General features: G+C 44.2%; 28 protein-coding genes. 4 read left to right on the forward strand and 24 right to left on the reverse strand.

Annotation, left to right across the window (positions count from 1 at the left end):
- Positions 1 to 77: 77 nt before the first annotated feature.
- The 5 genes from RJD38_RS22010 to RJD38_RS22030 form a co-directional block, all read right to left on the reverse strand.
- Positions 78 to 644 carry a hypothetical protein gene (locus RJD38_RS22010; RefSeq protein ID WP_367971723.1) on the reverse strand — a complete coding sequence of 189 codons (567 nt, stop codon included), beginning with the start codon at positions 642 to 644 and terminating at the stop codon, positions 78 to 80.
- A gap of 71 nt (positions 645 to 715) precedes the next feature.
- Positions 716 to 1,150 (reverse strand): hypothetical protein, encoded by a 435-nt coding sequence (locus RJD38_RS22015; RefSeq protein ID WP_322805312.1) that lies wholly within the window; start codon positions 1,148 to 1,150, stop codon positions 716 to 718.
- A gap of 651 nt (positions 1,151 to 1,801) precedes the next feature.
- On the reverse strand, positions 1,802 to 2,083 hold the full coding sequence (locus RJD38_RS22020) for a hypothetical protein (RefSeq protein ID WP_103189372.1): 282 nt from the start codon (positions 2,081 to 2,083) through the stop codon (positions 1,802 to 1,804).
- A 213-nt stretch (positions 2,084 to 2,296) separates the two neighbouring features.
- Positions 2,297 to 2,893 (reverse strand): hypothetical protein, encoded by a 597-nt coding sequence (locus RJD38_RS22025; protein WP_367971724.1) that lies wholly within the window; start codon positions 2,891 to 2,893, stop codon positions 2,297 to 2,299.
- A gap of 4 nt (positions 2,894 to 2,897) precedes the next feature.
- Positions 2,898 to 3,485: a hypothetical protein gene (locus tag RJD38_RS22030; RefSeq protein WP_367971693.1), complete on the reverse strand. Its 588-nt coding sequence runs from the start codon at positions 3,483 to 3,485 to the stop codon at positions 2,898 to 2,900.
- A gap of 612 nt (positions 3,486 to 4,097) precedes the next feature.
- Between RJD38_RS22030 and RJD38_RS22035 the strand changes: the two genes are divergently transcribed.
- Positions 4,098 to 4,667 carry a LexA family transcriptional regulator gene (locus RJD38_RS22035; RefSeq protein ID WP_103176254.1) on the forward strand — a complete coding sequence of 190 codons (570 nt, stop codon included), beginning with the start codon at positions 4,098 to 4,100 and terminating at the stop codon, positions 4,665 to 4,667.
- A gap of 22 nt (positions 4,668 to 4,689) precedes the next feature.
- Here the strand turns inward: RJD38_RS22035 and RJD38_RS22040 are convergent, their stop codons facing one another.
- From RJD38_RS22040 to RJD38_RS22070, 7 genes are all read right to left on the reverse strand, one after another.
- The gene (locus tag RJD38_RS22040) at positions 4,690 to 5,034 is read right to left on the reverse strand and encodes a hypothetical protein (RefSeq protein WP_367971694.1); all 345 of its coding nucleotides are present in this window, start codon (positions 5,032 to 5,034) and stop codon (positions 4,690 to 4,692) included.
- Positions 5,034 to 5,804, reverse strand: coding sequence for a hypothetical protein (locus tag RJD38_RS22045; protein WP_367971695.1), 771 nt, complete (start codon positions 5,802 to 5,804; stop codon positions 5,034 to 5,036). The genes RJD38_RS22040 and RJD38_RS22045 overlap by 1 nt, the downstream gene beginning before the upstream one ends.
- An 86-nt stretch (positions 5,805 to 5,890) precedes the next feature.
- Positions 5,891 to 6,049, reverse strand: coding sequence for a hypothetical protein (locus RJD38_RS22050; protein ID WP_367971696.1), 159 nt, complete (start codon positions 6,047 to 6,049; stop codon positions 5,891 to 5,893).
- Between the two features lie 213 nt (positions 6,050 to 6,262).
- Positions 6,263 to 6,754, reverse strand: a complete 492-nt coding sequence (locus RJD38_RS22055; RefSeq protein WP_322805304.1) for a hypothetical protein — start codon at positions 6,752 to 6,754, stop codon at positions 6,263 to 6,265.
- 11 nt (positions 6,755 to 6,765) lie between these two features.
- Positions 6,766 to 7,158 (reverse strand): hypothetical protein, encoded by a 393-nt coding sequence (locus tag RJD38_RS22060; protein ID WP_322805303.1) that lies wholly within the window; start codon positions 7,156 to 7,158, stop codon positions 6,766 to 6,768.
- A 267-nt stretch (positions 7,159 to 7,425) separates the two neighbouring features.
- Complete coding sequence (locus RJD38_RS22065) at positions 7,426 to 8,691, reverse strand: tyrosine-type recombinase/integrase (RefSeq protein ID WP_367971697.1); 1,266 nt, start codon at positions 8,689 to 8,691, stop codon at positions 7,426 to 7,428.
- A gap of 667 nt (positions 8,692 to 9,358) precedes the next feature.
- Entirely contained in the window at positions 9,359 to 10,156 is a 798-nt protein-coding gene (locus tag RJD38_RS22070; RefSeq protein WP_367971698.1) for a hypothetical protein, read from the reverse strand.
- 615 nt (positions 10,157 to 10,771) lie between these two features.
- Between RJD38_RS22070 and RJD38_RS22075 the strand changes: the two genes are divergently transcribed.
- From RJD38_RS22075 to RJD38_RS22085, 3 genes are all read left to right on the forward strand, one after another.
- Positions 10,772 to 10,969: a hypothetical protein gene (locus RJD38_RS22075; protein WP_322805300.1), complete on the forward strand. Its 198-nt coding sequence runs from the start codon at positions 10,772 to 10,774 to the stop codon at positions 10,967 to 10,969.
- Positions 10,970 to 11,049: 80 nt separating this feature from the next.
- Positions 11,050 to 11,826: a ParA family protein gene (locus RJD38_RS22080; protein WP_367971699.1), complete on the forward strand. Its 777-nt coding sequence runs from the start codon at positions 11,050 to 11,052 to the stop codon at positions 11,824 to 11,826.
- Positions 11,819 to 12,226, forward strand: a complete 408-nt coding sequence (locus RJD38_RS22085; protein WP_367971700.1) for a hypothetical protein — start codon at positions 11,819 to 11,821, stop codon at positions 12,224 to 12,226. Before RJD38_RS22080 ends, RJD38_RS22085 begins: the two co-directional genes overlap by 8 nt.
- Before the next feature lie 440 nt (positions 12,227 to 12,666).
- Here the strand turns inward: RJD38_RS22085 and RJD38_RS22090 are convergent, their stop codons facing one another.
- From RJD38_RS22090 to RJD38_RS22145, 12 genes are all read right to left on the reverse strand, one after another.
- Positions 12,667 to 14,016, reverse strand: coding sequence for an ISL3 family transposase (locus RJD38_RS22090; protein WP_367971701.1), 1,350 nt, complete (start codon positions 14,014 to 14,016; stop codon positions 12,667 to 12,669).
- Positions 14,017 to 14,042: 26 nt separating this feature from the next.
- Positions 14,043 to 14,354 (reverse strand): hypothetical protein, encoded by a 312-nt coding sequence (locus tag RJD38_RS22095; protein WP_367971702.1) that lies wholly within the window; start codon positions 14,352 to 14,354, stop codon positions 14,043 to 14,045.
- Between the two features lie 25 nt (positions 14,355 to 14,379).
- Positions 14,380 to 14,769, reverse strand: a complete 390-nt coding sequence (locus tag RJD38_RS22100; RefSeq protein WP_367971703.1) for a hypothetical protein — start codon at positions 14,767 to 14,769, stop codon at positions 14,380 to 14,382.
- Between the two features lie 717 nt (positions 14,770 to 15,486).
- Positions 15,487 to 15,897: a hypothetical protein gene (locus RJD38_RS22105; RefSeq protein WP_367971704.1), complete on the reverse strand. Its 411-nt coding sequence runs from the start codon at positions 15,895 to 15,897 to the stop codon at positions 15,487 to 15,489.
- 10 nt (positions 15,898 to 15,907) lie between these two features.
- The gene (locus RJD38_RS22110; protein WP_130198019.1) at positions 15,908 to 16,189 is read right to left on the reverse strand and encodes a hypothetical protein; all 282 of its coding nucleotides are present in this window, start codon (positions 16,187 to 16,189) and stop codon (positions 15,908 to 15,910) included.
- A gap of 423 nt (positions 16,190 to 16,612) precedes the next feature.
- Entirely contained in the window at positions 16,613 to 16,843 is a 231-nt protein-coding gene (locus tag RJD38_RS22115) for a hypothetical protein (RefSeq protein WP_103176223.1), read from the reverse strand.
- A complete protein-coding gene (locus RJD38_RS22120; protein WP_103176224.1) occupies positions 16,844 to 17,161 on the reverse strand; it encodes a hypothetical protein in 318 nt (105 codons plus the stop codon).
- Between the two features lie 73 nt (positions 17,162 to 17,234).
- The gene (locus RJD38_RS22125; protein ID WP_103176225.1) at positions 17,235 to 17,762 is read right to left on the reverse strand and encodes a glycoside hydrolase family 108 protein; all 528 of its coding nucleotides are present in this window, start codon (positions 17,760 to 17,762) and stop codon (positions 17,235 to 17,237) included.
- A gap of 17 nt (positions 17,763 to 17,779) precedes the next feature.
- Positions 17,780 to 18,739 (reverse strand): contractile injection system protein, VgrG/Pvc8 family, encoded by a 960-nt coding sequence (locus RJD38_RS22130; RefSeq protein WP_367971705.1) that lies wholly within the window; start codon positions 18,737 to 18,739, stop codon positions 17,780 to 17,782.
- Positions 18,730 to 18,939 (reverse strand): phage tail protein, encoded by a 210-nt coding sequence (locus RJD38_RS22135; RefSeq protein ID WP_103176227.1) that lies wholly within the window; start codon positions 18,937 to 18,939, stop codon positions 18,730 to 18,732. Before RJD38_RS22135 ends, RJD38_RS22130 begins: the two co-directional genes overlap by 10 nt.
- A complete protein-coding gene (locus RJD38_RS22140; RefSeq protein ID WP_191786648.1) occupies positions 18,905 to 19,315 on the reverse strand; it encodes a phage tail protein in 411 nt (136 codons plus the stop codon). Before RJD38_RS22140 ends, RJD38_RS22135 begins: the two co-directional genes overlap by 35 nt.
- The gene (locus tag RJD38_RS22145) at positions 19,315 to 22,272 is read right to left on the reverse strand and encodes a phage tail tape measure protein (RefSeq protein ID WP_367971706.1); all 2,958 of its coding nucleotides are present in this window, start codon (positions 22,270 to 22,272) and stop codon (positions 19,315 to 19,317) included. Before RJD38_RS22145 ends, RJD38_RS22140 begins: the two co-directional genes overlap by 1 nt.
- Between the last annotated feature and the right edge of the window lie 121 nt (positions 22,273 to 22,393).

The raw sequence follows: 22,393 nt of genomic DNA on the forward strand, positions 1-22,393 counted from the left end.
GAAGCAGCCTTTATGCATTTATTAACTTACCTTTATTTTTTAACAGCTTATGAATGTATATTATTGGTGATATACATTTATTGTTGAATGCCGACCATCTCACCAGAAAGAATGTCTACTTTTGCGGTAACGCTGTTCTTAACCTTAACGCCTTGGTTGTTGTTCACTCTAAACGTTGTCTCTACCAAGGCATAAGGCGCTCCGTCCATCACTAACCTAAACTTACTGCTAACATGCTCGTAAGAATCTTTATCACCAATAGAATTTTTAAGGGCTTTTTCCAAAGGTCTAAAAGCACCATCGTACGGGCTAAATTGCTTTTCAAAGTTATCAAAACTGATATAGCGATCTAAGAATTCATTCTCGTAAGCTTCTTTGCACCATCCAGCAGCTTCGCTGAATTGAACATCTTTACTTTTGGTGTAAGACATTTGGCTGATACAAGCATAAACATCATCCAGAATATCGATAGGTAACCCCGACTCTGACACATAGCCTTCCACTATGTCTTTTTTAGCGGTGATAGGTTCACCTTTAAATTCGCCTAGTGTTTTGTTTTTGAAGCCATCATAGCTCCCACCGCCTGACACAAAGACTAAAACACCCACCGCAACGGCAAAGCCGATAATTACTTTATTCTTCATTAAGCTAACTCCTTTAAGCATGCTTCCGTGAGCATATTTAAAGGAGCGTCAGAAATCGACAGTTACTAAGGTTAGCCTTGCTCTTTTGTGATCTTCATATAATCACCATAATCAATGCTGCGCCACCACTTAGAGAACAATTTTGCGCGAGCAATGCGCTTTTTAGGAACGCTATCAACGTTTGATAGAATCCAAGCAGCGGAAACAATCAATGATAAGGCTGGGTTGCTTGCCAGTTGTGCAAACTTTATCAACTTCAAATCCATGCCAAACGCTTTCAAAATCTCTTTGCGGTATTCATAAAAGCCGTGGTGATGCTGCATAAGTCCAAACTGATAATGCGAGATTGAGCACACGCCGCCAAATTGACTTTTTACCTGACCTGCGTTCGACTCTACCAAAGTGATTTCATACAACAAACGGCCAAGGTTGCGCACGCCAAATGCACGACCTACAAGAAAACAAGCATCTTTAAGATGCGAAGGGGATAAAGCGCCATGTTCCATTTACCTAGCTCCGTTACTGGTGCAACTGATTGCAACGCCAAATAATTAGCATTGTGGTGATTATTATTTTTTGCCTTTCTTGGGGTGAACGAACCCGCACACGATTAAGTGTGTAAATGTATATTATTGGTGATATACACTAATGCAGCGTTACCGATAATTGCTTTTAAGTAGGCTCGGTTACCAATCGAGAAAGGGAACCAGCAAACTACCGACGTTGAAAATGATTAGGTTTATTCGCCTAACCCCCTAATAGAAGGTTCCCTTTTGGCAAACTTAGAAAGCAAAAAAGCCCGTAACAACCGCTTGGGTTATCACTAGGCTTTTATGTCTGAATAAGTTTGTTTGATGCGCTGCACCCTACGGGATAAGCGGCTTGGCTATGTCTATGCATAATATGACCTTTGGGTTGTGTTTACACTTACCACCAAGGTTTCCAATCTTGGGTGGCAAGCTAGAACGAGGTTGGAAACTACCGCCCCAAAGAAACGGCCTGCCTAAGCTGCCCCGCCCTAGCTCACCATAGAATAGGTGTGCGCAGACGCACAGCATCACGCTGTGTCTTTGGGTGTGTTTCGAGGTTTCCAATCTCGGTGTTGGATTTTGCCAACACCTCGCCATTGTTATAAATGCACATATGCATGTCAACGTTTATACGCCCTTTTTAAAGGCTTGCTGCGCCACAAACTTGATTATATGAATGTGACCTAATGCGCCAAAGATGCCGTAAACCACCGTTTGGCTGTATGACATACCTTGCATTAAGCCCAAGTGCCACGCCCCGAACGCCATTGCTAATGCAATGAATAACTCAGCAAAGAATATCTTGGGGGAGATCTTTTCTGATTTCTTCAACATCACGCCTAACCTGGCAATAATAAAAACCGCAACAAACAACAAAAAGCCGTTTGTCTCTTTGTCATTCGTTAACATAAAGCACAACCTGATTAGTTTGAATGTTTGAGAAGTGACGGCATAAAAAAAGCCCCTCGCTTGCGCTAAGGGGCTTTGGTCAACGTCAGTTGGCTATCGTGAGAATTAAGGGACTCTTCGACGATGGAAAAATACTACTACACGAGGTCAGGTTATTGCAACAATAAAAGCTCACATTTGAGTTATTTTTATTTACGGAAGAATGATCAAGGCTTAAATTTGAGTATTATGCACAATATAAAACGCACGCAACGCTAGCTTATCTAATGAATGAAACTGACTTGTGATGTTGTCGTTATGCTTATCGTAGCATTCAAAGTAGGTTTGTTTTTTAACGCCAATCGCCTCAAATAGATTTCGTTGCAAACAATCCACAAACTCCCGCCGTGTAAGGCGTTCAACCAACATGGTTTGTACTTTTTCCTTAGTTGGTTTGCGGCAGTTATCTAATGGCAGCTCATTAATAACCACATTAACCAAAGAAGGTACCAAGCTGTTCGATGGGCTTTCCCCGTAACGATACACCAACCACTTAGCCAGATGGGTGGGTAGGTTTTTGATTGTTCGCTGCACCCTTAAGTGCTCAAACACATCCTCGGAACAATTAAGTTTTGATGTCCCTTTACGGCGAGAGCTAGTTGCACTTAACGGCTCTGCGGGGCGCTCATTATCATTGGTAATACGCTTGGTGCTGCCAACATTAAAAATCGCCCTTTCAGAACCGTCGTTAGATTTCGACGGTTGATAGGTCGCAAGCGCTTCCATGATCAGCGTGCGGGTTGCTTCCAATAGCTCTTCGTCGAAACTCATTGCGCTACTCTACCTCGCTCATTGAAAAGTTATTGATGTTATGACGGGTACCCACTGCACCTGTCCCCGCATTAATCTTTCTTGCTTCATCCAAACACTTAGCCGCCAAGCCTAATAAACTGTCGATCATTTGGTTGGAGCTTTCTAAGCTATCTTTTTCATCGTACTTACCATCATGAGCTGGCTCTGCAGTGCTCACCATAGAGGCAACACTCTCTAGCACCTCGTTGATTGAAGCATCACAAGCCGTACCGCTTTCTATTTCCGGTAGCGTATCTAAAAAACCATGAATGGCGTAAATCTCTTTCAAAGCAGAGTCGCGGTATTTCTTAGGCAAGCAATCTAGCCACTGCCACTTCCAGCTAAGTGGCATAGGGTGAGTGCCTTTTAGGTAGCGGTGCACCATGCGTGACACGCTCGCTTCCCAATTATCTTGCTCAGCTACGGTGGGGTTTTCTGGCGCAAACTTTTTCAATCGGGGCGCTAGCATATCCAAAGCTAGTGATTTGACTGATTCATTACTGGTTAGCAACCAAGTTTGGGTGTGACGAACGATTATCTCTGATTCATTTGGAAATTTATTATTGTTCACTTTAAGAGTCCCCTTACTGACATTTAAGTACAAATAGCTCACATTTGAGCTTTATTTTAGCGTAGATTTTCGACAGTGGGTAGTGAGTTATACCTCTGTTTGAACAATGTTTTGAGTTAAGTCGAACATGTTAAGGGGATAGCGAACGAAGCTAATTATTGAATCACCGTGTCTTCACGCTGACATGAAAAGATTTCCATATGTAACATATAGTGATTTTAACGCTAAAAAACACTCTAAATACGTTCTTATGATCACTAGATGTTTTATAATCAATTTTAACGGAACATAAAAAAATAATAAAAATACTGGGCTTTACCAGTGGCTTACTACGCGCAAATTTCTGCGCATTATGATTAAAAACAAACAAATACAATGAGTTGCAGCCATTAAAAGGCAGGGACATAACAAACTATTCAAGAGGGATTCGCAACGCGTGGCACTTTCACTTTGCGTTGCTCACCCCCTTAACAGGGCGTTAGATAACAAGACATTTAAGCGTGATTCCCAACGCTTGGCATTTTCAGTTCAAGGTTGGGTTTGGTGTTTAAGGTGGTCAACAGCAGGTTATTGGCAACTTAATTGAGCGTTACATGATATAGGAGTACAACCATGCCAGAAGCACATGAGGTTTTTGCAGCAATCCGAAAATCTAAGAAGCTGAAACAGAAAGATTTCATCGGTATCGCAAGCCGTGCGACTATCGGCAGATTTGAACAAGGTGAAGGCGACTTGCCAACACAAGTGCTTATACGTGCCTTGCGAAAAATGAACATAACTCTAGGTGAGTTCGTCACCCGTATGGAAACGGAAGAAACACACGGCTATCACACTAAGAACGTAAATGTTTTGAATTGGGCTGATATCGACAAGGAAGATCCAGAACCACAAGGGACGGTCTTCTACCCAAACGGTACCAAGTTGGAAAGTTACGCACTTAAGGTTCGAGATGCTGCAATGATCTCTCCTGACTTTGCAATGAACTACCCTGTTGGTTGTTTCATCATTGTTGAGCCTATGAAATCAGTCAACGACAATACTTTAGTGATAGTGAAGGCAGGTGGAACATTCCACTTTAGACGCAAGTACCGTGGTAAGTACATTCCTGCTAATGGTGAGTTTGAAACGATAGAGAAAGGTGAAGTGGTAGGGCGTGTTGTTGGCTGGGTTGGCAACGGTTAACCGTCGAAATCTGACGAATTTTTTATATTTTTTTCACCAATAATGCGCCTAATTGCTCAATCTCTCTTTTCTGGCGAGAGATGATTTTTTCACTTTCCTGAGCTTTGGAGATCAAACGGTTATTGGTCTCCTGTTTTTGCTCAGTTATCAAACACTGCGCGTTATACTTCCCTTCTTGAAATCTCATTTTATTTTGCAGTGTTTGAACCTGACTCACCAAGGCGGCGTTATCCTCGGTGAGCTGCTTCTCTATGTCACTTTGACCTATCAAGGATTCGAGATAAGCCACCCGCGCCAATGCGTTTGCTAACTCACTGGCGTTTGGGTCAAAGACGTTCTTTAGATATGGGTCTATAGAATGGTTCATTAAGCCGCCTCCTCTGGCAACCACTCTTTCATTGCTTCGCTAGCGGCAATTGCTCGACGCGCCAAACGAATGTTCATAAGCGCACCGGGGTTCGCATGCTCGGTAAGTAACTTTTCAAGCGGCTGCAAAATCGCATCACTATCATCAAGACCGATAACGTTTAATTGAGAACATGCTTCTATCAACTTTTCCGCAACGATAGGGCGCTGAACCTCTGAAACTGAACCCTCAAGGTGCAGCTCGCACAATTCTTTAAGCTGCGCCAGGTTCGACTCTTTGAAGGAAATAGAATCATGCGTTTTCTCTACCATTTCAGGGCATTCAAGCGCAACTAAAGCGGCTCTTACTTCTTTGAACTCGTAATGCCCTTTCTCACCAAACATGGATTTTAGCTGGTTAATTAGAGCGCTGTAATCCTCACTGATATAACCGTTTTTAATGTCTGATTTAATCATGTTAAGAGCAAGTGGAGAGGCGAAACCATAGTAAGCTTTTGGCTTTTCCTCTTCCGCTTGCGCGTCGATTTCTGACGATTTTTTTAATAATTCTTTGAATGCACCTATCGCGCCTTGTTGGGAAATCTCACCAATTTGCACCACTTCTCGCAACTGTTCATCGCTCAATTTATCAGCCACATCCTGCAGTTGCAGGGGTAACCAATCTGGCGTTTCTGGTCTGCCGCAAACGTCCACGATATCCAGTTGGTTTTCTTCAAGAACTCGACAAGCCGAAAGGTGCTTATCCAGTTTTTTTGATACCCAAGAACGCATATCAATTTGCGTTGCGCCTTGGTTTGGCTCTGCCAACTCCCAAAGCGAAGTGATGTGATAAGCCTCGGTTACGAGATCAACCAGGTCTAAACTCGGTTCATTCGATTATTAATTTTCCCACTACGGATAGCTTCCGAAATCGACGGGCGACTAAAGCCCGTGATGTTAGCCAAATGAACGTTGGTTACTTCTTTGGCTCTAGTGGTGGCTTGCAGGTCTTGCTGCAGTTTTTGGAGGCGATTCATAGCTTCACCCTGACGTTAATTTGAGGATCACATTGATCACGCAACTGATCACCTTAATGGCACAAAAGTGATCAGTGGGATGAGTAACATTCCTTTAAATATCAATTTCTTGACTATGGATGTGCTCAACTCCATGCGAATCAATAAAATTTTCCAAACTCGACGTCTTCCCACCGCCATTCGTTTGATATGCTTCCAGAGTACCTACTGGGCTTATCCTACAGCTCTCAGAGAGGCGTTAAATGCCTCTGCGCCCATCGGCTCACCTAAAGAAAGCACGCTTTCATTTTGGCTTACAGGCGCATTTAGATATGGTTCTTCACGTAGATTTTCTCTGATTTCATCACGCTTCTTAGCAAGCATTTCAATGACCTGGGCGCACCGCTCTGACTGGTCATGCTTGACCGTTCTATCTACGGTTTGCCAGTCATCAATGATGTGCTCAATCAGCTCAAGATATTGCGGTGATGCTTCCGGTATTAGCGCGAGCTGCTCAGCAAGAACTACGGAAACTGTAGATTTGTTTAGGTACTCAGCCATATCAAAATGATTCCATTCAAGTTTGATGCTACGAGACTCAGAACCACCAAATACTCTAACGCCGCCAACTGCAGCAGTAAGAACTCTATTGACTCGTTGAAAGTCGAACATATCTAAGTCGTGCAGTTCGATTTGGATTATCCGGTTGAACGATTCAAGATACATTATTGCTCCTCTCATGAAAAAACACTGCTAGAAGTTCCGGTCAACCAAGGCCACATACTGCTTGGCGTTGGCACCGCGGCTTTTGATACAAACCTAAGTTCGTCCATTCCATCCCTTTCTCGCGTGCTTTTTTTAATGCAATCTTCTGGATTCATTGTCAGCTGATACCACAAATCATCACATTCGCTCGACCCACTTCTAATGCCTACACCTATCTCCCTGAGTCTTGAAACCGAACTAATGACTTGCTTCCTATTAAAATTCAACTCAGATGTAATGCTTTCAATGCCATTTTTGCCCACGTTGTCGAGAAGATGCTTAAGAAGCTTTTGACTGACTCTTGCACCATTCATTTTCCTCAAGAGCTTGTTGATTTCTTGTCGCTTTGATTTTGTTACTGCCATGATCACCCCACAAGTGTTTTGCTAGCTAGTTCAAATAACTGAGCAAAGCCCCAGGCAATAGCGATGCAACCAACCGCAAACTCAGCCAATTTTTTATCCCGTAATTTCGCCAACATACCGCCCCCTTAAGCGTTTATTTTCGACACGGGATAAATAATAACTGCTAAAGACTCATATTTGAAGCTTTTTGATACATTCCTTTGGGTTTAGTCCTCAGTATTGAGCTTTGAATCATATTTTCATGTACTTAGGTTGCATCACCCCAACTCACCATCTTGCGATTGTCTTGTTTTTTTCTTGAGTTAAGAATGCCTGCCAACGAGTTAGCACCTCTCGCTTTTGTGGTTCGATGTAGGCTTGGATGTAAGTTCTATCCAGATTTGGAATGTGATGATTGAGCAGGAACTTGATAACCAAGTGGTCTTCACTTCTCTCTGTCCAAGTAGTAGAGGCTAGCTTTCGTATGTCGTGAGACGTCCATTCGCTGTTAGAAATAGCTTTTATCAATCTACAGGCAGTCGCCTTGGATATTGGCGAGCATTTAGAATCACGTAAATTGCTTGGGAATATGTAATCGCCCTCATAGCCTTTGCTTTTTAAAAAGTTACGGTGTGACTTTAAGTATTCAAAAACCTCATCGGTAATTGGCAAGGTGTGCTCATGGTCTTTTGTCTTAATGTTCTCGGTTGGTAGGTACCAAGTCATGTTTGACAGATCGATGTGAGACCAGCGAGCTAAGCGCGTTTCGCCTTGACGGGTAGAATGGCTAAGCATCATATATACAAGCGTTTTCGCAATGGATGGTTCACCCTCTGTCAGTTTCATTAACTCAGGAATACGCCCAGGCTTTAGTTTGCCATCCTTGGTGGGGATGCCTTTGGGAAACGAGTTCTTGAATCGAATCTCTAACATAGGATTGTAAGAGATCATGCCTAGCTCATTGGCGCGCTCGAACGCTGCCTTTAATATGTTGAAGTAAGCTTTAATGCTGGCAATCGCGTATTTATCACGCTGCAGCACCCAAAGCATTTTTTCTTCAACGTTGATTTTCGACACTGCTCTAACTGGCAGAGTTCCAAGCAGCGGCATGAGCTGCTTGTTAATCGCACAACGTATTTGGGTTTGACGTTCTGGTGAAATGGTGTTGTTTTCTTCGTTTCGGTTGTAGTACCAGATAAGAAGCTCACCCACCGTTTCAAAGTGATCGGCGTTCACTGTCTTTAAGTTCTGACCTGCAGCAACATTAGCGCTAATCGCAGGTAATTGTTCTTTCATGTTCTTGGCAGACAGAAGAGGCCAAGAGCCGACTTTGCGCCAAACCTCTTTCCTCTTAGTTGAAACCTCACCGTTATGACCAACAACCTCAACGCTTTTTCTGAACACAAGCAACCAAGAGCCTCTATCACGAGCTGCGTTAAAACGAAGCTTTAAAGGAAGGTTGGTAAAGTTCAGTTCATGCACGTTTTCATCTTTTTTAAAGCGGTTAATAACAGAATCTAACAGCTCGCATTTTTTAATTAATTTCTTCTTCATGAGTAAGGGAACTCCGGTTTAATTTGCTTAATAATTATACCATTCGTCTAGCTTTTTGTAATTTAACTTATTGATTTATAAAGTTTAATTGGTTTTTAATATTACCATTTCGCACGCATATGATGCCCGTAGGGCATACAGCGAGCTTGCGAGCGGTGAATCTTTCGCCATTCAAGGGTTAGGGGGCGATGCTCTATCAGCTTGTGAGGAGCTAAGGGAGGAAAAGGTTACCCTCCTGCTAGACCTTGTATTGGTGATTAGGTTGAGGCAAAGGTGAAGTGAAAGAAGTGGTTCCACTAAATTTTTAGATAACGCGATGGGTTCCTGTCGAATGACAAAAGAAAGATATAGGTGGCCTCTAGAATAACCATTTGTGGAAAGGTAGAGATTTTGTCATCTCACGTTAGCGTTTTCGCACCTGCGCAGCAGGTAGAAGAAAAGGCTAGTGAGTCATAATGAGAGAGTAGAGTTATTTATATGAGTAGTTAGAGGGAGCACATTTAATACAGCGTGCGGTTCACAATTTAGATGTGGATAATATTCCAAATGCCACAAAAAAACACCTCGTGCAGGTGTTTATTATAACATAAGTTGCTGTTTTTGTGTGTGTTTTATGTTTCACGCAGGGGTTAGCCTCGCCAGTTAAGGCGATTTTAAACAAGGTTAATCAATAAGGGATATCGTCGATGATAGGGATAGAGCCGTCGAAGTGCGCTTTTATCTCGCTATGGCTATATCCTTTCTCAAGCAGCATGATTTGTTCTTGAGTGCGGGATAATGATAGATGGGAAGTGGCCGGGGTTGCTCCTCTTTTGGAGGCAGCCTCAGCTCGGCGTTCGGCGCGTTTTTGCTTGCGCACTCGGTTGGCGTGCTTATAGCCGTAGTTAACATTCGAGGCCGCAAGCGCCTTTTGGTTGCGTCTCACAAGTGCGGCTTCTTTGGCCCTTTTAATGGCTTTGCTAATAAAGGCCGCAGTACCAACCAAATCAAACAAGCCAATGAAAAGACGCTTGATCGAGTGCTTACCCTCGAACACTCGGCCCTCGACAGGGCAGGTGGTGAACTTGTATCGCTCGTTGGACAGATATAAGCCCGCTTCTTTGAGCGTTGCGATGCAGGTATCAACGGTACGACGGTGCATGCCAAGTTTATTTCTTGCCAGGCTGTTGCCAGCCGGAATAATGCCTCTTGCCTTGTCCATAGCCATGATGGTATTGGTGGCCAAGTCGAGGTGTAGCAAGCTACAACACAAAAACTTAATGCAGTTACGGTAGTGATCAGCACGAACAGAAAACAGCTTGCTGTACTCTTTTGGATTGGTGACCGTTCTTGAGCATCGCACCGCCGTTTCGAGTAACGCGTATGGGATAGAATCGGAGACGTCAAACCCTAAGAACTCGGTTAGCTCTTTGGCATTGATTTGGGCTTTATCGCGTGGACTCCACGCTTTTGGCTGTGCTGGCACGTCAGTTCTCGACGCGCTTACGCTATTAGTAAGCAACATGATTATTGTCTATTTGTTAGTCGTTGTCGTAGTTAGTAAGTCGGTTGGTAGCCGACAAGGGAAACTATATCCGATAAACACAAGAAAGATCAAGCACTAGATCGCTGTCTAGGTGACAGATACAAAAAAGCCCCGCGGATAAGGCGAGGCTTCTTCGTCAATTTGTTCGCTGTTCAGCACCACCTGGCACAGCTGACCGATTCAAAGCTAGAGAGACAATAATCTCTAATTTCGTTAAACGCCCGACTAAAAGCGTCTCGGATGGTTATATATTAGCGTTTAGAGGGATTGAGAGCAATTGCTATCTGATTTCACGCCTTATGTACAGCACCTTTTGAGTAAACGATCTTACCCCAAAATCACCGCTGTACCACATAAAGACTCAATATTGAGTTATACGGAAAACTGACAATGACAAAAACCATCAAAAACAACCTTAATGCACTGTTCGCCTTGGCCGATCGGCAAATAAACGATCTTCCATTTGTTATTGATGTTTCTGCAATTTTTTATGGAAATGAATGATTAACACTGGTTAAATATACAGTATTAATACTGTTCTTTCCAGAGGTACCAATGAATTTCGATGCGAACGAGCACTTGCAGTGCGCAGAAGTTAAAGCGCAGCAACTTACCGCCGTTGCAACCGCTGCGGGAGAAGCAGCCGAACAGATAGACCAAGCGACTTTAGCGCTCTGCTTTCAGGTTATAGAGCGCCTCGGCAGAGAGTGCCAAAAGCACATCAATCAGGCAGAAATCACAAACAAAGAATAAATGTATATTACTAATAATATACATCGGTAACTAACTGAGTTATATTGCCTATTCAGCACCACTGAAAATAAGGCATAGACATGACTCAAATCATTACTGTAGGCAACGGTAAAGGCGGGGTAACTAAAACCACTACCGCTGTAAACCTTAGCTACGAGCTAAGCAAGAAAGGCAAGCGTACCCTTATCATCGACTTTGACGGTCAAGGCGATACCACCAAATTTTACTTAGAAGACGAAACCCCTCACTATCTTGGGGATGTGCTTCTTGATAGAAAATTTGACATTAACCAAGCTATCTATCCCGCTCTTGTTAATGGCGAAGTTCAAGACAATCTATTTATCATTCCTGCTCGCTTTGATGATGCCATGACGAAGTTAGATATGGATTTATTCTCTGCACCAAAGCGAGAAGAGCGACTTAAACTGCAGCTCCAAAAGATAAGCGAGCCATTTGATTACATCGTGATCGACACGCAACCTGGCACAAGCGTTTTAGGATTGAATGCCATCAACGCCGCTACGCGATTCCTTTTTCCTACGGATTACAGCGAACACTCTATTGACGGCATTGAGAAGCTGCTTACGCATATTCAAGATGTACTCTTTGTTGAAGAAGACGAAATTAACTACACCGTTTTGCCAGTGAAGATCGACAACCGAAAGAAGAGTAAGAATGAATACGGAGAAAGCTACACACAAGAGCGATGGCCTGACAAGGTGGCCAAGACTAAGATAATGGACAGAACGGTTTTTGATGATGCAGAACGCGAGCATTTACCTTTATCGGTATTCAAAAAAGGTCACGCTGCAGCTCGTTATTACAACAATCTAGCATCGGAGATTATCAATGACTAACGAAGAACTGACGCTACTGGCAGAATTAAAAGCCAAACCTACCCGCGATCTTAAACCTGCAGAAAAGGCGAAACTAAAAAGCCTTGAGCGACTAGCAAAGAAAGAAGAGAAATCGGCGGCTCCCAAGCCAAAGCGAAACGAAACCTTTGGCGTGAAGCCAACAACTAAGCTGGTCGGTGTTCCTTTTCGCATTAGTGAAATAGATAAGAAAGTATTAACCGATACGCGAGATCGCATAGATGGGACTGAGCTTTTTTATGATCGCCTTGGTAATGCCAATGACCTCAGCAATAACATGCAAATGCGGGCTGCAATTTGGGCTTATGAGGCACTGAGCGACGAAGAGAAAGTGGAATACATCAGAAAGGCCAAGCTGGCGATGGTGAGATTTCAAGAATAAATGTATATTACTGGTAACACACAAAGGTCGCTTTATGCGGCCTTTCTTGTATTGTGGCAGAAAAGTTCGTGAGTGGTCTTTCGTGAACCTAGGAGGTAAACCAGGATATTTAACATATATTACCTAATATGCACCAAGCGGAGGCAACTTTGGCAGCTTGATGTAAAAAGAAAGGCTAATCGTCTATTTCTGACAGCTTAGCCTTTCTGTTTTTTGTGGATAAGTGGCTGTGGATAAGTAACAACCTAAAAAATTAAGCGAAAAGCAGATATTTACTACTTTTCTAGATCATCAGTAATTAACTCTGCCTTAGTCAGTTAATACACTTTTAAATTTAATGCCATGAGGAGATAACTCACCCTTAAGATTTTTAGGGTATTCGTAATAGTGTGAGTATCGATTAATTAGTGAACATAATTGATACCCACATTTATCAGATCCTATTTTTGTGTATTTGATTGATTTTTAGCCTTTTCCTCGTTCGGCTTTGGATTGAAGTATTCGCCTAGATCGTTAATGAGAAGTCTCATTTTTCTGTATAGAGGGTGATTGACCGTTATTTCTGGGTCTTCTTCTCTTAAGAACTCCAAAAGAGTGTTTCGTTTAGGGTGATTCATATTTTGGAGTGATGCCGCCAAACCACCTTTGGTGTAAAGCAGCTTCGCTCTAAGCACTTCAAAGCTATAGCCGCGACCATTTCTAAATACGGCTTTAATCGTGTTATTTAAGCTCTCTGTAACTGCGTTGGTATATCGATAATCCCACCAGTTAAAGATGTACTCGTGCCAGTTATCAATCGCTCGTATAGCATCTTTAAAGTGCCGCCTTACCGCAGGTGTGGACAAGGACTTCCAGTTTTCCCAGTAGTCTTCTGCTTCCTTTCTCGTGGGCATATCCCACATACCAAGATAAGCCTCCTTAGCGTTGTAAACTTCCATCAATGCAGGGTATTCCTCTGTCCAAAAATGGAACGAGGCAAGTTCGTTTAAGCCCTTAATGTTATCTCTACGTTTAAGCAGTATCTTGCGGTCATTCTTGAGCTTCTTCCGTTCCTTGTCAGATAACTCAGAGCGTAACGATTTACGCGCTTTCTCCATGGCTTCTCCAGCCATTTTAGCTACGTGAAATCGGTCGACTACTACCACTACATCAGGAAGCAACTGCTTGGCGGCACGTAGGTATGGTCGCCACATATCGATACATATAACATCGATGTTCTGCCAACCGCTCAGCCTCATAATAGCTTGCTGAGTAGCGACCTGAGATCTATCTCTACGCATGTCTAGGAGCGTCTTGTTTTCGATATCGGTCATGACTAAGTGCATACTCTTACTGAAGTGCGTTTCATCAATGCCAAGAACGCGAGGAGCAATCCAATCATGCTTATCTTCGATGATAGCTACGTAATTAGAGAACACGTTGCGTATCGTCCCCTCCGTTACGTCCAGTTCAGACGCAACGTGCAAGAATGGGACTTTGCCGCATCTTCTCATCACGTAGTTTTCGGCTCTCTGAGTCATGCGGAAATCGCTAGAAAGCCATTCTAAGTGCTCAAAGCATGTTTTGTTGCAGTCCTTGCATTTTAGACGCTTACGCTCAAACTTAAGCTTTACAGTCTTTCCATGCATAGGTGTGTCGGCATAAGGCTGAATTACCTTGCCGATGATAACTGTATTGAGAGATCCGCACTCGGAACAAGTGCGGTTTGGAGATGCAGATTGAGCATGAATAACATAGCTTTCGTCTAGTTCTTCATGCTCAATTACTTTTAGGTTTTCAATGTTTAGCAACGTTAGTTCCGTAGGTTTTAAGAGTCTCAAATAAATAATTTACCGATGTATTCTGAGAGGTCATGTTCCGAAACGTGACGCTCTCTGACCCTAAAATCTACGCCTACAATGTCATCACCCTCACAACTCTGAATTTCATTAATCAGTTCAGCCTTAACCTCATCAGGAGTCATATAGTATTGAGTTGTGTCACAGTGGCTAAGGCTGAAAATCCTCACTTTTTCTGATTGTTCAATTTTCTCTATTTTATGGTTTATTAGTCGATTTAGAGAGTTGAGTTCTTCACTCGTAAGTTGAGTAGTTCTAATGGCTTCTTCGATGATCGCAACTTTATCCATTATATGTTTTCCTTGGCTCATTTAATTACTTCCACTTCTGAATTTGAATCTCTAACTTATAGATACCGTAATCTTCAGTTTCAAGAAGCTTTTCAGCGTATCCTGTAGCCGCCACAACGTCTTCATTTGAAAACCAATACCCTGTTGTATTTATCGCAATTTGCGCAAGATTGTTCGAACTTGGCAGAGATACTGTCGTAGAACTAAGTAAATCTAGTCTTGAGTTAACCTTATTAACTAAAAACTCCCGATCATCTATTTTCTTGACCTCGCAAATCAAAAAGCCCTCATCAACAAACTTTGGATTGCTACTTTCAATCTTTGAGTATTGATGCGGAGTTTTAAGAAGGGGCAACTCAAATCCATTGCAATTTAAATACTTTGCTTCTAGTTCGATGTAATGATTAGCTTTCATAAATACACATTCTTTTACGAATTAAACATGTAGTAATCATAACAGCATTATGCACTCACGTACACACTATTTTACGAATACCCGATTTTTATAGACCTCATAAAGATCCGAGTCGTGATAAAAATGCAAATCATTGCTACCTAACCCACCTCCAACCTGAAACATCAAAGAGGGACTGCTTACTGTATTCTCTCTTAGCTGTATCTCAGTGATACTTTCAACGGTCTTACCTTTCCATTCCAATGTTACGCAAGGGCGTTGCATTAGCGTTGTGTCTTTCCCTATGTTGATAATTTTTATCATTTTACTTCCTTACATTAAATGTCGAACCAACACGAAACCAACAATTGAACAAGAGATCAATTGTGTACATATACACATGTAGCATTTTCATACACATATTGATTAGCTAATTGCTCAACACTCTTTTTGGTTAAACTTATTGTAATTAGGATGATTGCTTGCGTTGCAATGCCATGAATGAAAGCCATTCTCTCTGCAGAACTGCCACACCAGGTGACGAGGTAATTGTTTAAGTTCGTTGTTCAGGCGAGCGTAATTCGTTAGACTAGCTTGAGTCATAGTTATTCCCTCTTAGTTTTGATCGGCTTTAGGGTAATTGTGATTGCAAACCCCGTTCTAGTTTGGCGACTAACGGGGTTTTGTTTTATCTATATCTTGTGTTGGTGATGAGTACCGGCTTTCAATATGTAGTGGTTACTCACCCATTTTCTCTAAACAGTATTGTTCAAATTGATATAGAGACTCATCATCAAAATGACCAGAATCACGAAGTGACATCATTTCATTGAACAAGTGACGATTGCTTAAGTCCAAGTTAATGTATTCATGCAAGTGAGCCACTCGCGGCTCTTCTGTTCGTCGGTACCAGTTAGCAAAGGCAGTTTGAAAGAACAGCGCAGCTCTACCACCATCTTCTATTTGCTCTCGAATATCTGCCAACACTTCTTCTTGAGGGCGACCATAAGCAATAGGCTTGGGATTCATGACCAATGCGCGGACTGAATCAAGTATCTCCTGTTGCTGTGTTTGGTTGTATTGCGGTAATTGTGTGGCTAGCGTTCCTAGATAATCCGTTAGCACTGCTTGAATGTATGATTCGTTCATCTTGTGTCCCTTATTTGTTCTCAATCCACTCAAGAGCTTTCTCAAAGCCTTGAGGGCTAATATTGATATACCAATCCAAATCAACTTTTCTTCTCATGATCAAACCTCGCTCTTCGAGCGTTTTACATGAACTGCGGAAGTTGTTGGGGTGAACTTCTTTATTCAGCATTCTATTCACTGCGGCGTTCAAAACCGTTGATTTCGCTTGCTTATTCCCACGCATAAAGGCATGAGCCAGCCTTAGTAAAATCTCTTTCTGAATTTCGCTGAAACGATGATTGCTTGCGTCCATAATCCCTTAATCATTGCTACAATGATTAAGACAATACAGCACCTAATTCATTGTTGCAATGATTAAGGTTTGATATAGGTAAAAATGAGATAAGGGTAACGTTTTGGTTATTCACAATTTCGGGGGATATCTAAGGGGATAGATTGCCAGAGGCGGCATAAGGAAAGGGGTTCCCCCTTAGCAAGCTAAGGAGGAATAAAGGCAGTGGTAGTAATGTAGGTTTGATAAATGTCAGGCTCTAAGGCTGAATTAGCCTTAGCCACGGACTGTTTAACTAAGGCTCGCATGCCGTCAGACTTTGACGGAGGTTTGAAAGTCTGGGAAGCAGTGGCACATTGCTTGAGGTCGAGCAGATAAAGCTGCAAGTTCTTAAAGCTGCGCTCGGGTAAGTAAACCCCGTTGCTACCTTCGACTTCATACCACTCAAGATTTATTGGTGTCGGAGGGCAGCTTGTTGGGCTTGGGGTCGCTGAGCTGCACGCTGCCAGAAGCAGCACCGAACTCATCAGCAAAAGTTTCATTCGGGGTTTCATTGATGTTTTTCACCTGCTGTTGCTTCTTCTTTTGCGCTCTAACGGCTTGCCACTTTCGGTAGCCGTCTGCGATATAAGGGGCGATTTTCAGCACCCCTAATAAGATTTTGAGATAGGGCATCTACTGCATCCGTTTAAAGTGAATCGGGTTCTTATCCAGCTCGTTCTTGGCGTGTCCACGGTTCGCGGCAATACTCTCTAAAATAGAGATCAGCCAATCAGGGGCTTTTGCCATTGTTTCCGGTTTAATGAACTGGCGAACCTGCGCCCAAACAAAACCAAGCGCTAAGAAGATAAGCATCACAATGGCGTAGTATTCACCTGCAACCCACTTGATCGCCCCAAGAATCAAACCTGCTTCTTCTGGGGTTAACGGGGCAACTTCTGCCAATGCTAAGCTAGAAAATAGCGCGAACACTAAAGCAAAAATGTATTTCATGTTGTTGTTTCTCCAATAAAAAAAGGGCAGCTCATGCCACCCCAAAGTAAATGCATATCAACAATGATATACATTAGTTATCAATTGCCGCTAAACGGAGGTTTTCCGCAATTCGTTGTGACCAACCCCGTGAGAACTGAGACCACGTTTTAATGTCGTTCATAAAGTCCAAGCGCTCTGCTAGGAACTTTAAAAGCACATCATTGTGATCAGAGGCTTTGACTGCTGCCTCGGTTTTCTTGCCGTAATAGCCATCGTCTTTAGCGCCAACGGCACGCTGTAAGAAGCGAATAGCACGCCAAGAGCCGTGATTAATCGAAGCATCGAATAGCTGATACATCACTGCTTTGTGGAACGCTTCGCCACCTAACTTGAGCCAAAAGTCACGGTAATAAATCTCTTTGGCTTGCTCGATGGTGAGCTGCTTAATATTAAGGTCGGGGTAACTCATGGCAGCGATACCAAACTTCGTGCCTTTGCGTTCACCTTTACCCACAACGCCCGTTGTCCAGTTTCCACGGTCATCATATAAGTTTTGATATTTACCTTCGTGACCAATCACTCGCTCAAAGGCGATCAAATAAGCCTGCGGATACTTCATAGGTTCTCTCTGAATGATTAAGTAGGGCGGGTTGCTTCTACTTGAATGGTGTAAGCGGTGCGGGTTCCTGACAGGGTGACGGTTTCAATCGACCAATTCCCCTTAGAACGGGGAGAGTGGAACCCTTCTAAGTTCATAACAGATTCAGCAAACAAGCCTTGCTTACCGTTCAAGGTGGCAGAGAACTTTTGCCCCTTACGGTTGAACTCGGCTAGCTTCGCTTCTGCTCGTTGAGTCGCCTCATCGGCGTTTTTGAACACCTCTCTAATTCGGTAATAAGGCTCTGTGCCGATGATCTCAGTGCCACTATTGCCAGTTTCAGGCGTTTGCCATTCCGCTTTAATGCCTTTAAATCGAACATTGCTTGGGTGGGCTATCTTGGCAGTGCCTTTTTGCACATCCTGCAGGTTGATAGTGACGGAACGCTGAGCGTTACCGGATAACGTTGAAAGACTGCCACGCTTACCAAACACGTACATGTGATCGATAGGTTTTGCGATTGCGTCATGTTTTGACGCTAAGCGAGCAATAAAGGCAGAGTCGGTTTCTTCGTTCTGGTTTAAGTGGTCGGTTGGCTTGCTGGCAAGTTCGGGACTCACACGAACCTCATAACCGTGCGGCTCCATCACAGCTTTGACCACATCCAACACGGTGGCAGGTGGGAAAGTTCGCCGCCTTGGTTCTTTAAACCCGCTTTTATCTTCCACACTGAACTTGGCAGGGGTGAGCTGCACTACAAGCTTGGCAGGATGCAACTGCTCAGAGATGGCAGAGATTTGAAACACACCTCTATGCTCACCATCAACGGTAACGCTCCACTCTGCGCCGCTTGCAGGAATATGATCTTGAGACTCACTACCACTAAAGGTGAGTGTTAGCCTATCCGCCTGCATCCCTTCACTATCTGTCAATGACCAATTGGTAAGCAGGGGCTTTAGCTCGGCAGCTCCCGCCCCTTTGATGCTGATTACGTCCATACAGGGATTTCATTTTGTGTTGTCGAATCAGAGTCGCTACCCAAGGTTGGTAACTCCACCATTTGACCAGGTTGTAAAAATGGGGTGGTTTGGGTCGGGTTCAGGCGGTAAAACTGCTCTTCCAGTTCATCGGAATCCACACCAAACACCCGATAAAGCAACGTATTAACCGTTTCGTTGGGCTTGGCTTGGGTTTTCATCTTTCTGGCGGTACTCCTTAAGCGTGAGCGTTATCTTGACGACTTGGGCTTGCCCTTTCTCAATGATTTTTGTGTAACTGGTTTTCACGTTACGAAGGGTAAAGCGTCCCCAACTTCGCCCTTTACCATCCGTAACCATGACGATTTCATGTGCTTTCGCCATTGTTCGCAACGCTTCGGCTTCGGCTTCACCATCCCCTTTGAACGCCACAACATTAAGCGTCCAGTTATCCAAAGGGTTTGAGGTTGGGTCTTGTCGTGGGCTGTCTATCGCGTCGAAATCTGACCACCCGCCGGAAGTATCATAGGTATGATCTTCTAACGGGTTGCCGTTCACTACGCTAAAAACATGATCGTTTAGTGCTAAGTGCTGCATTAGCTCACCAATGAATGTTCAAAGTCTTGAGTTAGGTTTTCAGAATCTAAACCGTGCTCTCGCGCAAACTGCGCTAAAGCTTGTTGTACTGTTTCCATCGTTAAAGCAGCAGTTTGTTCTGGCGCTTGCGCACCGGTTACCTGCACTACTGGTGAAAAAGTAATGTTTGGCTTTTGTGCTTGCTCTACCTTCTGGATTTGAGCAGTTTTTATTTCTTCGGTTTTATCTGGAAGGGAGGCTTTACTTACCCAACTTTCAGTAGGGTTGAGGCTTACCCCCTTATTCCACTCTTCATTGCGTTTACGGTTCTTTTCCATTCGTTCCATTCGCAATGCAGCGTAAGACTTCTCTTCCGGTTGTGGCTCTTGAGCCACTCTGGTTTCGTTGTCGTCTTTGCTAAACCAGTTAAATATCGTTGAAGCAATGCTCTCACCTGCAGAATTACCCAACATGCCGCCAATGCCTGCACCAATGGCGGTACCGATACCTGGTAAGATTGCCGTTCCTATAGCGGCACCTGCTGCTGCACCACCTAGACCACCAAGTAATCCACCGCCACTTTCTACGGCTGCAGCGGTATCCCCTTTAGCTAGATTGGTGGCTACGCTCACCGCATCTAAGCCCACGGTAAGAGGGCGAAGGAACCCCGCCACCTTGGCGAACTTCTCAACGTGCAACCCCTCCAACGTATCGCCAACGGTGCCTGTTATTTGTGCGGCTTGGTTTAAACCATCGGCAGCAAAGGTAGGCAAAGCGGCACCGCCAGCCAATAGCCCCGCCCCCGTTTTTAGAATGTTTCCCTTGGCTCTTCCCGAAAGACTCATACCTTTAGGTGCAGCACCGGAAATAAAGTCCGTAGCCCCACTAAAGAGACTCATCCCCAAACCAACTAAACCACGCTTGCGACCTCTTCGACGCCGTGACGGTGAGCGCCTTGTTTTGGCTTCACCTCTCGTTCTTACTGTGCTTCCTGTTTCGCCTACACGAGCGCCACGTGTGGCTCTCGCTTGACGTTCCATAGCAGAAGCATGACGATTAGCGGCTGTAGTGGCTTTGTCTGTGGCTGATTGTTGGCTTTTAAGTGCCAATGTTTCTTTGGCAATACTGGCAATGTTTGTGGCGAATTTGACGCCTTGATAAACCTTGTAAGCGGCTACCCCTGCGACCACGGCAGCGCCCAAGCCTAGAACAACATCAGCGGCAATGCCTGCCTCTGCTACCCAATCAGTGGTGGCTATCGTGAGATCAACAATAGGATCCAATATTGCGTTGAAAGCAGGCCAAAGCTTGTCACCCACTACAGTGGCAAGGTTACCGAACGCATCAGCGGCTCGCTCTGCCCCTGATAGGTTGGTACTTGCAATGGATGTGTATTCGTCCTTAACAGAGGTGCTGCTTGCTTTAGCGGCTTCATTCTGAATTTTGGTGAGTCGCTCAGTATCTTTGAGCAGCTTTTGAATGTGCGGGTTAGCTTCATCACCAAACAGAGACTTAATCGCAGCGGATTGGTCTTCTTTGTTCAGCGCTTTGATGCCTTCGAGCACATCCAGCAATGTGCCCATCGCATCTTCTTGCATGCCTAGCGCCACGGATTGTGCATCCGTGCCCAGCATGTTGAAAATTTCCTTTTGGCTGCCAGTGGCGGCAAAGCCTGCCGTTAACGCTGAAGAAATGTTTTTAGCGGCGGTCGCCGCCTCTTCCTCGCTGGCTCCTTTGGACAGCAACGAACCGGACAAGCCAAGGGCTTGCGCTTCGGTAAAACCTGAGTTCGTCATGAGCGCACCTGTTCGGCTCATCACCCCAAGCAAGTCATTACCCGACACACCACCGTTTTGGTTGGCAACATCATTGATCATGTTTGCCATTCGCATGAACTGCTTTTGCCCTGCTTCGCCTTGCTCATAGCCTAGCGAGTTGCGCAGTGCCATACCCTTTTGTGCGGCTTCATCTGCCGTCATATCCCACGCTGTTGCGGTCATAATGGTGTCACGGGTATAAGCGGCTAAATCTTCCTTGGCAATACCACCATTTGCACCACCTGCCGCAATTTTCATTACGTCTGTGTCGTTAACCCCTGCCATTTCAACAGCAAGGTTATTCAGCTCACGGCGTAACTTTTGCGCATCTTCACTGCGGTAGCCTTGATCACCAAAATCTAAGGTCTTCGCCACATCCACAAATGAGGCTTCATTGTGCATGGACTCACGCCCCGCCAATACGCCTGTGGCTGTGATACCCACTGCGGCAGTGCTTGCGCTAGGCATAGAGGCTAAGGCTTCTTTCTTTCGCTGCTGCAGTTGATTAGAACGAGCCAATAGCCTGTTTTCACGCTCAAGCAACTGAGCAGATTTTTCAGCGCGGCGATTAGCAATATCTTTGGCTTTCGCCAGGTCTTTAGTACCAATGCCTGCTGACTTTAACTTGTCATTCAGCGCGCCAAGTTGGCGAGTTTGATTTTTCTCTTTGGCGTTTAAATTCGACACGCTTTTAGTGAGTCGCTCTAACTCAGCTTGTTCTTTTTTGGTGAGCTTGTAATGCTCGTTTTTCTTCTTCGTTAACTTATCGACAATCGACTGAGAACGAATGAGCTTATTTTGCTCTACCGTAGTTAAATCAATACCTTTGGCTTTCTTGGCGTTGAGTGAGGCAACGGTATTTTGGTTGGTTTTTAGTGATACCGTTTCGGCATCGGTAAGCTTGATGTGCTGTTGCTGCTTGGCAGACAAAGCAGACAACGCCGATTGGGTGTGTTTAGTTTGCTCTTGAGTGACCTTAAGCGCCGAGGTTAAAGTTTCATACTGCCTCACATCCCCTGCCGTTCTCTTTGCGGCTCTGAGTTCTTTCTGCGCCTTTTCAGTGGTGTCGATTAACCCACGTTGCGCCTTTTCTACTTTCTCTATTCCAGCGACCGCTTGCGTAGCGTCTGTGGTAATTCCGAGTTGTATTTTTTTATCCACGCTTCACCCCTAATTGAGCCAAAGCTAGCTCGTAACGTCGCAAGGCAATTTCCGTTGTCCATTCCAGTGCATCACTAGCGGAATACCCCGCCAGTGGCACAACATCTAAAATGGTTTCAAC

This window comes from Vibrio scophthalmi (genome assembly GCF_040869025.1).
Classification (GTDB): Bacteria; Pseudomonadota; Gammaproteobacteria; order Enterobacterales; family Vibrionaceae; genus Vibrio; species Vibrio scophthalmi.